Source organism: Lactococcus lactis (assembly GCF_029023865.1).
Classification (GTDB): Bacteria; Bacillota; Bacilli; order Lactobacillales; family Streptococcaceae; genus Lactococcus; species Lactococcus lactis.
On the sequence record NZ_CP118969.1, the window covers coordinates 1,419,243 to 1,432,639 of the forward strand.

Here is a 13,397-nt window from a genome sequence, read left to right on the forward strand (position 1 = left end):
TTATATCATAATAACGATGCTTATAGGCTATAAAATAGAGCAAATACTAAATTTAGATGGTCAATATTTTCGTTACAGTTTATAATTATCTTAATAGTGAGGGAGAGCTTATAAAATGTTTGGCGGCTCACAACAAAAATAATCTTTTTACTAGAAACAGTTAAATCTTGTAGTTTTAAAAAGAATAACAGATGTTAGTTTTATGCTAAAATTAATTAAAAATAACTTCCTGATGAGGAACTTTCATGACTACTACCTTAAAACGTATTTTTTCTGATAAAACCTTTTTATTTACTTTCGCTCTAGCGCTACTTTCTTTAATTTTTGGGACGGTCAGAGCTTCTGATATTGATTTGAAAACCATTTTGGCTCTTTTGAGCTTGATTATTCTTATTTCTATTTTTGAAATTCTTGGTATTTTAAAATATTTTGCGTCCTTTATTATTGATAAATGTCAAAACCTGAGACAAGTGGCTTTAGTGGTGCTACTCTTGTCTTTCTTTGGTTCGATGTTTTTTACAAATGATGTGCCGATTTTAACTTTGGTGCCGATTGTTTTTAATATTGACCGAAAGGTGAAGTTACCTAAAATTGGCTTGATTAGTTTGATGACCATTTATGCTAACTTAGGTAGTGCGATTACACCTATTAGTAATCCTCAAAATTTGTATTTGGTCTCTTATTATCATTTAAAAATTTTAGAATTTTTCAAACTATCCTTACCTTTAGGATTGGTCAGCTTATTGACTTTATTTTTATGTGCCTTATTATTTTCAAAGAGAGCTGTCAGTCAGATAGAAAACAAGGTATTTTCTATCAAAAAACGAGATCTATACTTGTTAGGATTCACGACCTTAATTGTACTTTTGGGTGTATTAGCTCTGATTCCTGTTTGGATTTCTTTAATTGCAAGCTTGATCTGTGCTTATCTTATCGAGAAAAAAGTTTATCAAGAAGTGGATTATGGAATCATCTTAACTTTTATCAATTTCTTTATTATTGTTGGTGCACTTGGGCGTATTCCTTTGATTCATAATTGGCTTCACCAGCTGATGAATAATGACCTCTCTATTTTCTTTACCTCTATCTTATCTAGTCAGGTCATCAGCAATGTTCCTGCTGCGGTCTTATTATCAAAATTTACCGGGCAACTTTCTCCTTTATACTTGGGAGTGACAATCGGTGGTTTGGGAACACTGGTGGCTTCTTTGGCTAACTTGCTAGCCTTAAGGCAATATCAATTGAATGTTAAAGATCAATCTACCTTGAAATTTTTCGGCCTTTTTACGCTTTTAAATTTTCTTTATCTACTTGTTTTTATCGGAATTGGGATTTTATTTCTTCGATAATATTGATAAAAAAATCAAATCATTTTCTGATTTGATTTTTTATTATTAATAATGCGCCGTAGAGTTTAAGAGCTTTAATTTTGCATTTTTATTTTCTATTTCGATGATACTCAATGATGTCGAGCTAAGATCCATCTCGCCATAGAGTTCTTTATTGTTTAATAAGAGAGAAATCAGCATTCTAATCGTTATGCGATGAGAAACGATTGCGATTTTGCCTGAGCGCTCCCTGAGTCCTTCTTCTTTGATAAAAACTTTTAGTCGAGCTTCTAGTTGAGCAAATGATTCACCATCTTTAGAGGGAAAGTAATTAAAGGGATGATTAAAGAAATTATTCCATTCTAGAGGGGCGAGTTTTTCAATTTCTTGATAAGTTTTTCCTTCCCACGCGCCCATAGCGATTTCACCTAGCAAATCTGATGAAGTTTTCTTTTCATCACCAAATATTAGTCGAGAAGTTTCCAGAGCTCTAGGACTTGTACTTGAGTAAATATGATTAAAATAGTGTTTATTCAGTTCTTTTCCTAATGATACTGCTTGCTCAACTCCTTCAACTGTCAAATCAGAATTGAGTGAACCTTGCATTTTCTTTTCGAGATTCCACTTTGTTTGTCCATGTCGTATTAAATAAATTTCTAGCATTTTTTTCACCTCAAAAATTATTTTAGTAAAATAAATAGCTTTTTAAAAATACATTTTAATTAAGCAGATATAAGTAAAAGTTATGAGTCTTGCTATCAAAATTAATGTAGTAGATAATCTTTAATAATAAAACATAAAAAAGGACAATAGGTATTATTGTCCTTTGCATTTTAATCAATCAACTTAGACCTATGATTCCTTTCATTTTTGTAAAAGTAACAACTTTTCAATTGTTTGAAGAACGCCACTCTCTTCATTTGATTTTGTTATGAAATCAGCTTTTTCTTTTACGATGTCAAAGGCGTTATTAACGGCAAAGCTACAGCCAGCGGCTTCTAATAGTTCAATATCATTGAGTCCATCGCCAAAGGCAATTGTTTCTTCTTTTGTTACCCCAAGAATATGTTGTAGTGCTTGAACGGTCGTTCCTTTGTGAACATTATAGTTGGAAATATCAATCCATGCTGCTTCTGAGGCCACGATATAGGCTTGCGCTTCAAATTCGGACAGCTCTTTAACATTTTCAAATGCTCTCAGTTTTTGATCAAAAACGGTTATTTTTACAAAGTCTTCCTCAATATTTTGTAAATCTGCCTGTTTTTTGACGACAGCATATGATTTTCTTATTTTTTGAGCATCCTCTTCAGAGACCGTTGACTTGATATAGGCAGCGGTTGGGGTACAAGCGATAATAATATGATCTGATGCAATATTTTCTAGTTTTTCAATAATTTGAAGTCCTAACTTGTTTGGTAATAAGGACTCATAAATATATTTACCTTCATGTTTAATTCGTGTTGCACTATCACCCAATATCCAGATATTTTTAGAAATATCGGTATCAAAGAGTTCTTCAACCCGCTCGCATTGTTTACCAGTACAGGGGGCAAAAATAACATTATTCTGATCCATTATTGTCTTAACTTTCTCATAGTAAGACTGATCAAAACTACCGCTTTTGTTTAAGAAAGTACCATCTAAATCTGTAAGTACAAGTTTAATCATATTATTTTCTTTCTTTTATTAGTATTTCTTTGTTCAGGAATCTGAGTTAAAAGCTAGCCACTTCATTTTAAGACAGTAAATCAAATTAAAGACAAGATTTATTGCTACTTAGATCATTATAATGTCCTTGTGCTTGGTGAGAGCTCTACAATCATATTTCTATAGGAGGTCAAAATTATTGTTGTTCATTATAATATCAATTATTTACTCTTAAGTTTACTGCCTTAGAATGAAGTGGTTTTTACTTGTTCCTTCCACTTCATAAAGTTTTAGCCTAATTTATCAAATAAAGCATTGATAGTAGAAATTACTCCGTTTTCGTCATTTGATGGTGCTTGATATTTTGCTACTTGATTCACTTGTTTACTTGCATTAGCCATAGAATAACTATAGCCGGCGAGCTCTAACATTTCTAAATCATTATTGCTATCACCAAAAGCTAGAAATTGCTCGGGCTTGATTTCCCATTGATTCAATAAATGCTTAAGTGTGTTCCCTTTGTTTACTTCGTTTGCAATCAAATCAACACTTCCATGTCCACTATATACGGCTTTTAGTTGAGAATTATTCTTTTCATTCATTAAATCAATAATCGAAAAAGCATTTTTATCCTCTAATTGAAGGGCAATTTTTACCCATTCATCATCTGGAAGGTCTTGAAATGAATCGATTTCTTTGAGTGCAAAATAGTATTTTGCTGCTTCCTTTTTCAAAACAGTGTTTTCGCTCTTGAGGATATAGGCAGATTGTACACCACAAAGAATAATTCCAACTTTGTAGGAAGTATTTTCTAAAAGAGTCAAAGTATCCTGAATAATTGGCTTAGCAATGGTCTTTTTTATTAATAAATTTCCCTTTTCAAATACGAGTCCGCCATTTTCTGAAACAAATGTTATTTCTTCCCAAATTTCTGGAAAAAAAGAACTTATTTGAGCGTACTGATTTCCACTTGCTACCACAAATCTCACTTCTTTCGCTTTTAATTTTTTAAAGAGTTCAAGGAATGCTTTTCTGTCGTAGTCATTATTTGAATTAAGAAAGGTCCCATCCATATCTACGGCGATTGCTTTAATCATACATTATCTCCAATTTTAAAAAATATATCGATTTATTTCTATTTTTCTTTTAATCTTGATTGATATTCTTCTTTTTTCTTGTTCCAATAGTGATTGTCTTCTTCATTAATTGCTCGGATAAGCTGAGCTGGATTTCCTCCGAAAATTGTATTGGCTGCAACATCTTTCGTCACTACTGCGCCCGCAGCAATGATTGAGTTTTTACCAATGGTGACTCCTGGAAGGATAGTGGCACTCCCACCAATCCATACATTATCTTCAACCGTGATAGGCAAGCCAAATTCAAGTTCTTCTATTCTAATTTGAGGATCTATTGGATGACCTGCCGTATAAAAACTGACACGTGGACCCACCATAACATTATTGCCAATCTTTATTTTATTAATATCTAAGAAAATACAATCCATATTTGCATAGAAATTATTTCCAATTTCTACGTGTCTGCCATAATCCACTTGAAACGGGGGAGTTACATAAAGGTTGTCCCCTGTTTCCCCAAAAACTTGCCGTTCTAAAGCAACGATTGTTTCTTTTTCTTCAATCGGAGTATTATTGATTTTTTGGATAATCTTCTTGCCGTGGATAGATTTGTTTTCTGGCAAAATATTCCCAGCAAGGTATAAGTTACCTAACAACATCTCTTGATAATCAAAATCAACTGCCAAAACATCTTACCCACTCTCTATTTTTTATGTTCTTCATCTAGTGTTGTCGTGAGTTCAATCAAATTCCCTTCAGGATCTTGAATAACTGCTTCATAATAGCCATCCCCCGTAGTACGAGGACCATTGAGTAATGGATAACCATCTTTTAAAAATCTTTCAGCATATTCATCTACTGCTTGTTTATCACCTACTGCAATGGCGATGTGGGCATATCCTAAACTCTCAGCAATTCTATTTGATAAGAATTTTTTTGTTGTGACTTCCATTCTACTTCCTGAGTCAAAGGTTAAAAAGTAAGATTTGAAGCTTGTTTTTTGATTATGGTATAAATCACTTGAAGTGACATTAAAATATTTTTCATAAAAAGCTTTTATTTTTTCAATATCCCCAGCATAAATTGCTACGTGTTCGATGTGCATTCTGTTTCTCCATTTTCTAGCTAGCTTTATCCAATTGCTGGATAATCTTTTAAAAATAGTGGTATAATGATTCTAATGGCAATGATTGCTCCTTTTATTAAGAATAATAAGAGCAGGCCGATTTTTTTAAATAAACTTTATTAACAAACTTTAATAAGTTGATTTCATTATATCTTTTTTATCAAAATTAGTAAAGCGTTTTTATTTTGAAAAATGATCATATAAGGAGAATTATGAAAGCCTATAAACCTAAAAATATCAAAGAACACAATAAGGAACTAATTTCTGATTACATTAAAAATGCCCATTTACCACTTACAATTCGTCAAATATCAGATGGGACTCAACTAAGTGTTGTTACAATTAATAAACTTATTATGGAACTTCTTGAAAGTGATACCATTAAATCTCTTGATAAACATGCTAAAACTGGCGGTCGTTTTGCAACAGCCTATGAATTTAATGCTACTAAAGAGTTAATACTAATCCTTCAATTTATCGAAAATGATAAAAATTTAGTGGTCAATTATCATATTGTCGATCTTTTGGGAAATGTCATTGAACAAAAAAATTTAAAGACTAATAATTTAGACGAACTTCTGCTTAATATTAATCATTTTAGAAGTGTTTTTCCTCAAATCGTTTTAATTACTTGTGGTATTACTGGGGTTGAGATTGATGGAGAATTACGTATTATGGATTTTTCACCGCTTAAAAATATTAATCTCGCTAAAGAAATTAGAGATTCAACTCAGATTGAAACCATCATTGAAAATGATATTAACGCCGCCACACTAGGCTATGCTTTAGAGGAGAATGAAGTTTTATCAGGCATTTATTTTCCAGAAAAATTTCCGCCGGGTTCTTCTTTGATTATTAATCAAACTATTTTTAAAGGAAGCAATAATATCAGTGGGGAAATAAAATATCTTCCTACTTTTAGAACTGCTGAATTTCCATTGAGTCAAAACGAGATTTATCTAAAAGTATTTGATTCGATTCAAACAATTATCGCAATGTATGCGCCCCATCAATTAATCATCTTTATTCCTCAAGTTTGGGAGAAGCTCTTAAATATAGAAAAAATAAAGGATGAACTCAGAGAGATTTTTCCTAAAGGAACTCTTCCGCAAATGGAATTTTCTTCCAACTTCTCTAGTTTATATTTGGCAGGCTTAATTAAGTTGTCTTTGAGAAACTAAGGTTTTCTAAAGAAAGAGGGATTGATTTAGTCAACAAAAAAACATTAGGTATTTCCTAATGTTTTTTACTATTTATAAATTATGATTTATTTTGTTCAGCAAATAGTTTGCCCATTTTTTTCAGTACTTTTGGTGCATCTTCTTTTGCCAAAATTAACTCAATCCAGTACATTCTATTTGGATCTGCTTGAGCTTCTTTCATGACAGACACAAATTCATTTTCAGTTCTAACGATTTTCGAGACTACTCGTTCTTCTGTTGCTCCAAATGATTCTGGTAATTTTGAGTAATTCCACATTGGAATATCATTGTAGCTTTGATTTGGTCCATGAATTTCTCTTTCGACTGTATAACCATCATTATTGATAATAAAGCAAATTGGATTAATTTTTTCTCTGATTGCTAATCCTAATTCTTGCACCGTAAGTTGAAGTGAACCATCACCAATAAATAAAAGGTGTCTGCTTTCTTTATCTGCAATTTGGCTTCCTAATGCTGCTGGGAATGTATATCCAATTGATCCCCATAAGGGTTGACCAATAAAATGACTCTTTGGTTTTAAGAAAATTGATGAAGCGCCAAAGAATGATGTCCCTTGTTCAGCAACGATTGTTTCATTGCTTTGAGTTAGGTTTTCAACTGCTTGCCATAGGCGGTCTTGTGATAAAAGCGCATTTGATGGAACAAAGTCTTCTTGCTTTTTATCGATATATTTTCCTTTGTATTCTATTTCGCTTAGGTCTAAGAGAGAGGAGATGAGGGATTCAAAATCAAAATTTTGGATGCTTTCGTTAAATATTTTTCCTTCATCTATATTCAGTGAAATCATTTTATTTTCATTTAAATGATGAGTGAAGGCTCCTGTTGAAGAGTCTGTGAGTTTAACTCCAAGCATCAGGATGAAGTCGGCTGATTCCACGAATTCTTTAAGATTAGGCTCTGAGAGTTTACCATTATAGATTCCTAAAAATGAAGGGAGAGCTTCATCAACTGAACTTTTTCCAAAGTTTAATGTCGTAATAGGTAGTTTTGTCTTTGAAATAAATTGAGAGACTGTTTTTTCTAAGCCAAAACTAATTATTTCATGTCCTGTAATCACGATTGGTTTTTTGGCATTTTTCAAGCTTTCTTGAATTTTGTTCAAGATCTCTTGGTCACTTGTATTTGAAGTTGAGTTTTCTTTTTTCAAAGGGAGTGAGGGTTTCTCTGCTTTTGCAGCAGCAACATCAACTGGTAAGTTGATATAGACAGGTTTTCTTTCTTTTAATAGTGCAGAAAGTACTCGGTCAATTTCAACGGTTGCATTTTCTGCTGTCAGTAAAGTTCGAGCTGCTGTAACAGGTTCGTGCATTTTCATAAAGTGTTTAAAATCACCGTCAGCCAGCGTATGATGAACAAATTTTCCTTCATTTTGAACTTTTGATGTAGGTGATCCCACTATTTCTACTACTGGTAAATTTTCGGCGTAACTTCCTGCTAATCCATTAACTGCACTCAATTCACCTACTCCAAAGGTTGTAAGAAATGCGGCAGCTTTTTTAGTACGAGCATAGCCATCAGCCATATATGAAGCATTTAATTCATTAGCATTTCCGACCCATTTCATATCCTTGCGGGAAATAATTTGATCTAAAAATTGTAAGTTATAGTCTCCAGGGACTCCAAAAATTTCTTCAATTCCTAACTCGTGTAATCGGTCTAATAGGTAATCTCCTACTGTATACATCGCATTCCTCCATATTTTATTATATATTGGTCAATCAACTTGACATTTATAGAATAACGCTTTTCTTTAAATAAGTCAACGATATTGACTTATTTAAATTATCAAGTATAATAGACTAATAAAAGGAGTGGGTTATGACTAAAGAAAACTCAGAAGTAAACGATAACTTAAATTTTACTAGAGATTTGGCTTTATTTTACTTCGGATACCGTGCATTTATTAAACAAGAGGACGACCTAGTACTTTCTTACGAGATTCGTCAAGTACATCGGCGAATTATATTTTTCATTGGAAGACTTCCTGGCTTGACCGTTAATGAATTACTTGAAGTGCTTGATATTTCTAAACAAGCTTTGAACGGTCCTATGAATGATTTAAAAGAAAAAGAATTGGTTCATTTCAAGCCAAATGAAAATGACAAAAGAATCAAACAGCTTTATCTGACCGAACAAGGAAACATGTTAGATGAACGTATGAATGAAAATCAAATCAATAAAATGAAGCAATATTTTAGTGAATCTGGCGATAAAGAGGGCAGTTTTTGGACTAAGGTCATGGAATTATATGCCAATGAAATTGGTGAAAAATATGTCAATCGTTTATAAGGTCTTAATCAGACTACTATCAATTACAAGTGAAAGTTAAATAGATATCAATGAATACACATCAACTTGAAATTTTTTATCATGTAGCAAAATTTCAGTCAATATCAAGGGCAGCAGAGGCACTTTATATGAGTCAGCCAGCTGTCAGTAGCCAAATCAAAAAACTTGAGTCTGCTTATGGTGTTCACCTAATCGAAAAAAATGGTCAGGGAATCCAGCTGACAGCTCTTGGAATTCAGCTTTATGAAATTATTCGCTCCTTTTTTGAGAACGCTATTGTTTCCGCAGAATCACTCTTAAAAAATTCTTCTGTTCTCCGGATTTCAGGAAATTTTTTAATGACAAATTTTGTAATTCCTCAAATTTTCGATCATGAAACTAATCAGGCTAACTTAATTATCAAAAGCACTTCTTCTTTTAATGCGCTGACAGAATTGAAAAATGGTTACTGTGATTTGGCACTTATTAGTGCTTCTAGTCAGCCCGTTCTGTCAGCAGATATTTCGGTCAAAAAAATTTTTGATGATGAAATTATTTCTGTCAGTAAAAAACCACTAGAAAGAGAAGTCACTTCTCTTATTGTCAGTAAAAGTAAAATTGATGTTTACAAAATATTGGAAAAAAATAATCCATTATTTTCACACTTACCTTATACTGCAGTTGAGTCGACTCAAGATGCCCTCTCAAATATTAATATTAATAAAAATAGTGCAACTTTCATTTCTGCTCGTTTTCTAAAATATTTTGAAAAAGATTATAACTATCACTATACTGGAGTTAAAAATGGTTTTTATGCCCTCTATAAATCAAACAATTTTCATACTGATGAAATTTTAAAGCTTATCGAAATGATAAAGTCTTCTACTAAATAAATTAAAAAACAATCAACTACTGAGTTGATTGTTTTTATCATTAGATATAACGTTTCAAAAAGTTTAAAAGATTAGGCCAAATGTCATCAATATAAGTCTCCCCATGTCTTGAACCGTTAAGTAGACAAGTTTCTACTGGAATTTGCTCTTGTCGCAATAGTTCTGCTAATTTTTGATGTTCATAAGTAGGAACAAGCTCATTCATTGAGTTGCAAAGCAAGCCCGGTCCACTCTTTTTAGTTACTTTAGAAAAAATAGAGGCCTTTTCTAAACTATCATCATTTATTGACGCCAGTAAGTTTTCGATAATCCACTTATAGTAAGAATCATTGGCTCCCGCTTGGTCAATCTTCTTACTGGGTAAGTCTGGAGCAATGATTAATTGTTTAGGAATCGTTTCCTTATGATTTTCATAAAACCCCTTTAAATCTAAAAGTCCTGACAGACTGACAAAGGGGCGACCTTTTGTCAGTCCCAAATAAGCAGCTAAATGTCCACCTGTTGAGCCACCAATAAAAGCGATGTTATCAGCCTTGAAATCTGGGATATTTTTAAGAAGCCAAGTGTAGGCAGCTTCAACATCCTCATCTTGGGTTGGAAAAAGATTTTTAGCTTGTGTGGCCAAACGATAATTCAGAGCTGCAACCTGATAACCTTCGATAGCTAATCCTGTGGCAACTTCTTTTTCTTTGCCTTTGTCTCCTTGCCACCAACCGCCTCCATGAATCAATACTAAAGTTTTTCCGTTCCATTCTTTTGGCTGATAGAGGTCAAGCGCTTGTAATTCATCTTTACCATAATTAAAAGTTTTCATCTTATTTCCTCCTAACTAAATTGTATTTCTAATTCAACTATCACAAGACCTCCTCAAAGTTAGTTTGAGAAGGTCATTTTGTTTCTTAATTTCGTTTGTAAATAGATTATTTGTTTAATTTGAAGTACAAATCAGCAATATTACCTGTAAAATCATAAGGTTTTTCATCGATAAGAACTTCAACTACTTTTGCATAATCATCAATTGCTGGAATTTCAAGGTTTTGTTGACGAATAAAGTCATTAGCATCAATAAATTCTTTGTTCAATGTGCGACCATCCAAAGTTTTAAATGTAATTTTCATTTTATTACCTCTTTCAGATTTAATTATAAGTCAAAAGCAAATTGATGTCAATTAATTACGATATAATAATATGAAATAAAAAATATTACATCAAAGAAAATCTATTTAATTTTTTATCTTTTTTAAAAATGGCGCAAAGTGCCCTAAATTTGGCGTCAAATGTCATTTTATTCTTGCTAAATTTTATCTATAATAGTTTTATAATTAATAAAGGAGAATAGATATGGCAATTATATTAATCACAGGAGCAAGTAGTGGGATTGGCTATCAAACAGCAGAGCTTTTAGCTCAGAATGGACATAAGGTTTATGGTGCGGCACGAAGAATGGACAAACTTGAGAAATTAAAAAGCGTAGGGGTCGAGCCAATTTATCTAGATATTACAAATGAAGAATCTTGTCGTAAATTGGTAGATACAATAATTGACAACGAAGGACAAATTGATATACTAATTAATAATGCGGGTTATGGTTCTTATGGGGCAATCGAAGATGTTCCGCTTGAAGAGGCCAAACGTCAATTTGAGGTAAATTTATTTGGACTAGCTGCTCTAACTAAACTAGTCTTACCTCACATGCGTCACCAAAAAGCTGGCCGGATTATTAATATTTCTTCAATGGGCGGTAGATTCACAACCTATTTTGGTGCTTGGTATCATGCAACGAAATATGCCCTAGAAGCTTTTAGCGATGCCCTCCGGATGGAAGTTAAACCCTTTGGCATTGATGTTTCTTTAATTGAACCAGGAGGAATTAAAACCAATTGGGGATTAATCGCAGCCGATCATTTAGCGGAGTCTGCCAAAGGAGGAACTTACGAAGAAGCCGCCTTAAAAACAGCTACCGGTATGAGAAAACAGTATTCTGGGAACATGATGTCTGACCCTAAAATAATTTCAAAAACGATTTCAAAGGCAGTCAGCTCAAAAAGGATGAGAGCTCGTTATTTAATCGGTTTTGGAGCAAAGCCCCTTGTCTTTCTTCATACCATTCTGCCAACAAGAATTTTTGATTGGCTAATCATGCGGGCCAGTTAATAAAATAAGGAAAATTATGAAAATAAGTATTGACCAACAGTTTCAAAACTTTCTCGAATTACATCATTTAGATTTGAACCTTCTTTTAGAAGAAGCCCAAATTCCAAATTTGCTTTGGAAAGAGGAAATTGTTTTAACGAATCAACAATTTTATAAATTTCAAGAGGTCCTATCAAAAAAATTGACTGATGAACAACTTCTTTTGATAAGTGATGTCCAAAATTTTGGATTATTTATGCCCATCTTTTTCGTCGCTCTTTCTTCTGCAAATGGCTTACAAGCTATAAAACGTTTGGCAAAATATAAAAATGTCATTGCTCCAGTTGAAATTAAAGTCAGTATTCAAGAAAAACATGTTCAAGTTGAATTAAATGATATTTCTGAAATACAAAATCTTTCACGTTTTTCTTTATTTAATGAGCAACTTATTATTTTAAGTATTCTAAGAACTGGAACAGGCCAAAATATTATTCCTGAAAAAGTAATCAGTCCTTATCCATTCAGTTCTTCAATTTTGGAAGTTTTTGGGATTTCTCCTGAGCTTTCAAAAAATGATAATCTTTTGAGTTTTAATCTCCAAGATTTAGAACTACCTTTTTTGACCAGAAATAATAGTATGTGGCGGATGATAGAACCCGAACTGAATCGTCAGCTGGAAGAAATCAAAACTCCTTCTGACTTCATCAATAGCCTTCATAAAGAAGTCCAACTCTTGATTCCTTCTGGAGACTGTTCCATTCAAAATGTAGCAAGAAAACTAGGAATTAGTAGCAGAACCCTTCAAAGAAATCTTGCACAAGCTGGTACTACTTTTAAAGTCGAGTTACAATCCGTTCAGAAAAAAATGGCTCTCCATTTTTCAAAGGATTTAAATCTCACAACTGATGAAATTTCTTATCTCTTAGGATATTCTGAGGTCAGTTCTTTCACTCGAGCTTTTCGTAAATGGACGGGAATGACTCTGAATCAATATCGGAAAAAACTGATTTAAAATAAAAACTAGGACAATATCCTAGTTTATTTCATTTATCGCATAACTTTTGGATTAGTAAAGCTGTCAGAAGAGCCGTCACTTGGAGAAGAAAACTCTGACTAACTATGATAGAATATTAGTAAAATCTAAAACAGGAGGGATTATAATGGCAAGAGCCCAATCCAAAGAGGAATTAATTACTTTTTCTGAAGAAAGTTGGCAGAAATTATGTTCACTAATCAATTCATTAAACGAAGAAACAAAAAATACCAATTTTACCTTTAAAGTTGAAGATAAAAAAGAAAAGCATTGGGCAAGAGATAAAAATCTAAGAGACGTCATGGTTCATCTCTATGAGTGGCATCAGTTATTAATCAACTTTGTCAAAAAAAATAAAAGAGGAGAGAAAACGCCCTTTCTGCCCTCTCCTTATAATTGGAAAAATTATGGTGAAATGAATGATAATTTTCAAATAAATGGGCAAAAAAAATCATTATCTGAGATAACACTACAACTTTCTGAAAGCCATATGGAGCTAATCACCCTCATTGAAAATTTTTCAAACAAAGAATTGTTCACAAAAAAATATTTTGATTGGACAGGTTCAACTAGTCTGGGTCAATATTTTCAGTCTTCTATGTCATCGCACTACGAGTGGGCTTATAAAAAAATTAAATTACACAAAAAAACCTCAGAACTATGAGGTTTT

15 protein-coding genes are annotated in these 13,397 nt (G+C 32.7%); 7 read left to right on the forward strand and 8 right to left on the reverse strand.

Going from position 1 to position 13,397, the window contains the following annotated elements:
• Positions 1–245 precede the first annotated feature (245 nt).
• Positions 246–1,349, forward strand: a complete 1,104-nt coding sequence (locus PYW37_RS07010; RefSeq protein WP_023189178.1) for an SLC13 family permease — start codon at positions 246–248, stop codon at positions 1,347–1,349.
• Positions 1,350–1,394: 45 nt separating this feature from the next.
• Here the strand turns inward: PYW37_RS07010 and PYW37_RS07015 are convergent, their stop codons facing one another.
• From PYW37_RS07015 to PYW37_RS07035, 5 genes are all read right to left on the reverse strand, one after another.
• Positions 1,395–1,991 carry a histidine phosphatase family protein gene (locus PYW37_RS07015; RefSeq protein ID WP_025016815.1) on the reverse strand — a complete coding sequence of 199 codons (597 nt, stop codon included), beginning with the start codon at positions 1,989–1,991 and terminating at the stop codon, positions 1,395–1,397.
• Between the two features lie 201 nt (positions 1,992–2,192).
• Positions 2,193–2,996, reverse strand: a complete 804-nt coding sequence (locus PYW37_RS07020; RefSeq protein ID WP_023189176.1) for an HAD family hydrolase — start codon at positions 2,994–2,996, stop codon at positions 2,193–2,195.
• A 269-nt stretch (positions 2,997–3,265) separates the two neighbouring features.
• A complete protein-coding gene (locus PYW37_RS07025) occupies positions 3,266–4,072 on the reverse strand; it encodes a Cof-type HAD-IIB family hydrolase (protein ID WP_021722847.1) in 807 nt (268 codons plus the stop codon).
• Between the two features lie 38 nt (positions 4,073–4,110).
• Positions 4,111–4,737, reverse strand: a complete 627-nt coding sequence (locus tag PYW37_RS07030; RefSeq protein WP_023189175.1) for a sugar O-acetyltransferase — start codon at positions 4,735–4,737, stop codon at positions 4,111–4,113.
• A gap of 17 nt (positions 4,738–4,754) precedes the next feature.
• Positions 4,755–5,156, reverse strand: a complete 402-nt coding sequence (locus PYW37_RS07035) for a VOC family protein (RefSeq protein WP_023189174.1) — start codon at positions 5,154–5,156, stop codon at positions 4,755–4,757.
• A gap of 233 nt (positions 5,157–5,389) precedes the next feature.
• Between PYW37_RS07035 and PYW37_RS07040 the strand changes: the two genes are divergently transcribed.
• A complete protein-coding gene (locus PYW37_RS07040; RefSeq protein ID WP_023189173.1) occupies positions 5,390–6,358 on the forward strand; it encodes an ROK family protein in 969 nt (322 codons plus the stop codon).
• 79 nt (positions 6,359–6,437) lie between these two features.
• Here the strand turns inward: PYW37_RS07040 and PYW37_RS07045 are convergent, their stop codons facing one another.
• Complete coding sequence (locus tag PYW37_RS07045; protein ID WP_025016816.1) at positions 6,438–8,084, reverse strand: alpha-keto acid decarboxylase family protein; 1,647 nt, start codon at positions 8,082–8,084, stop codon at positions 6,438–6,440.
• 134 nt (positions 8,085–8,218) lie between these two features.
• On the opposite strand from PYW37_RS07045, the gene PYW37_RS07050 reads away from it, so the two are divergent.
• Positions 8,219–8,689, forward strand: a complete 471-nt coding sequence (locus tag PYW37_RS07050; protein ID WP_023189171.1) for a MarR family winged helix-turn-helix transcriptional regulator — start codon at positions 8,219–8,221, stop codon at positions 8,687–8,689.
• Positions 8,690–8,739: 50 nt separating this feature from the next.
• Positions 8,740–9,561 (forward strand): LysR family transcriptional regulator, encoded by an 822-nt coding sequence (locus PYW37_RS07055; RefSeq protein ID WP_025016817.1) that lies wholly within the window; start codon positions 8,740–8,742, stop codon positions 9,559–9,561.
• A gap of 40 nt (positions 9,562–9,601) precedes the next feature.
• On the opposite strand, the gene PYW37_RS07060 is transcribed toward PYW37_RS07055, so the two are convergent.
• Both PYW37_RS07060 and PYW37_RS07065 read right to left on the reverse strand, forming a co-directional pair.
• On the reverse strand, positions 9,602–10,375 hold the full coding sequence (locus PYW37_RS07060; RefSeq protein ID WP_025016818.1) for an alpha/beta hydrolase: 774 nt from the start codon (positions 10,373–10,375) through the stop codon (positions 9,602–9,604).
• A gap of 106 nt (positions 10,376–10,481) precedes the next feature.
• The gene (locus tag PYW37_RS07065; RefSeq protein WP_025016819.1) at positions 10,482–10,679 is read right to left on the reverse strand and encodes a DUF4649 domain-containing protein; all 198 of its coding nucleotides are present in this window, start codon (positions 10,677–10,679) and stop codon (positions 10,482–10,484) included.
• 223 nt (positions 10,680–10,902) lie between these two features.
• Here PYW37_RS07065 and PYW37_RS07070 point away from each other — a divergent pair, with 223 nt between their 5' ends.
• The 3 genes from PYW37_RS07070 (at position 10,903) to PYW37_RS07080 (ending at position 13,391) form a co-directional block, all read left to right on the forward strand.
• Positions 10,903–11,715 (forward strand): oxidoreductase, encoded by an 813-nt coding sequence (locus tag PYW37_RS07070; RefSeq protein ID WP_014570620.1) that lies wholly within the window; start codon positions 10,903–10,905, stop codon positions 11,713–11,715.
• Positions 11,716–11,731: 16 nt separating this feature from the next.
• Positions 11,732–12,706 (forward strand): helix-turn-helix domain-containing protein, encoded by a 975-nt coding sequence (locus PYW37_RS07075; RefSeq protein WP_003130257.1) that lies wholly within the window; start codon positions 11,732–11,734, stop codon positions 12,704–12,706.
• Between the two features lie 148 nt (positions 12,707–12,854).
• Positions 12,855–13,391 carry a ClbS/DfsB family four-helix bundle protein gene (locus PYW37_RS07080; protein WP_025016820.1) on the forward strand — a complete coding sequence of 179 codons (537 nt, stop codon included), beginning with the start codon at positions 12,855–12,857 and terminating at the stop codon, positions 13,389–13,391.
• The last annotated feature ends 6 nt before the right edge of the window (positions 13,392–13,397 follow it).

Bases quoted from the DNA above. Each gene is read 5' to 3' on its own strand.
- PYW37_RS07040 (WP_023189173.1), top strand. From the start codon at position 5,390: ATGAAAGCCTATAAACCTAAAAATATCAAAGAACACAATAAGGAACTA.
- PYW37_RS07025 (WP_021722847.1), bottom strand. From the start codon at position 4,072: ATGATTAAAGCAATCGCCGTAGATATGGATGGGACCTTTCTTAATTCA.
- PYW37_RS07020 (WP_023189176.1), bottom strand. From the start codon at position 2,996: ATGATTAAACTTGTACTTACAGATTTAGATGGTACTTTCTTAAACAAA.
- PYW37_RS07050 (WP_023189171.1), top strand. From the start codon at position 8,219: ATGACTAAAGAAAACTCAGAAGTAAACGATAACTTAAATTTTACTAGA.
- PYW37_RS07060 (WP_025016818.1), bottom strand. From the start codon at position 10,375: ATGAAAACTTTTAATTATGGTAAAGATGAATTACAAGCGCTTGACCTC.
- PYW37_RS07055 (WP_025016817.1), top strand. From the start codon at position 8,740: ATGAATACACATCAACTTGAAATTTTTTATCATGTAGCAAAATTTCAG.
- PYW37_RS07065 (WP_025016819.1), bottom strand. From the start codon at position 10,679: ATGAAAATTACATTTAAAACTTTGGATGGTCGCACATTGAACAAAGAA.
- PYW37_RS07045 (WP_025016816.1), bottom strand. From the start codon at position 8,084: ATGTATACAGTAGGAGATTACCTATTAGACCGATTACACGAGTTAGGA.
- PYW37_RS07010 (WP_023189178.1), top strand. From the start codon at position 246: ATGACTACTACCTTAAAACGTATTTTTTCTGATAAAACCTTTTTATTT.
- PYW37_RS07080 (WP_025016820.1), top strand. From the start codon at position 12,855: ATGGCAAGAGCCCAATCCAAAGAGGAATTAATTACTTTTTCTGAAGAA.
- PYW37_RS07075 (WP_003130257.1), top strand. From the start codon at position 11,732: ATGAAAATAAGTATTGACCAACAGTTTCAAAACTTTCTCGAATTACAT.
- PYW37_RS07015 (WP_025016815.1), bottom strand. From the start codon at position 1,991: ATGCTAGAAATTTATTTAATACGACATGGACAAACAAAGTGGAATCTC.
- PYW37_RS07070 (WP_014570620.1), top strand. From the start codon at position 10,903: ATGGCAATTATATTAATCACAGGAGCAAGTAGTGGGATTGGCTATCAA.
- PYW37_RS07035 (WP_023189174.1), bottom strand. From the start codon at position 5,156: ATGCACATCGAACACGTAGCAATTTATGCTGGGGATATTGAAAAAATA.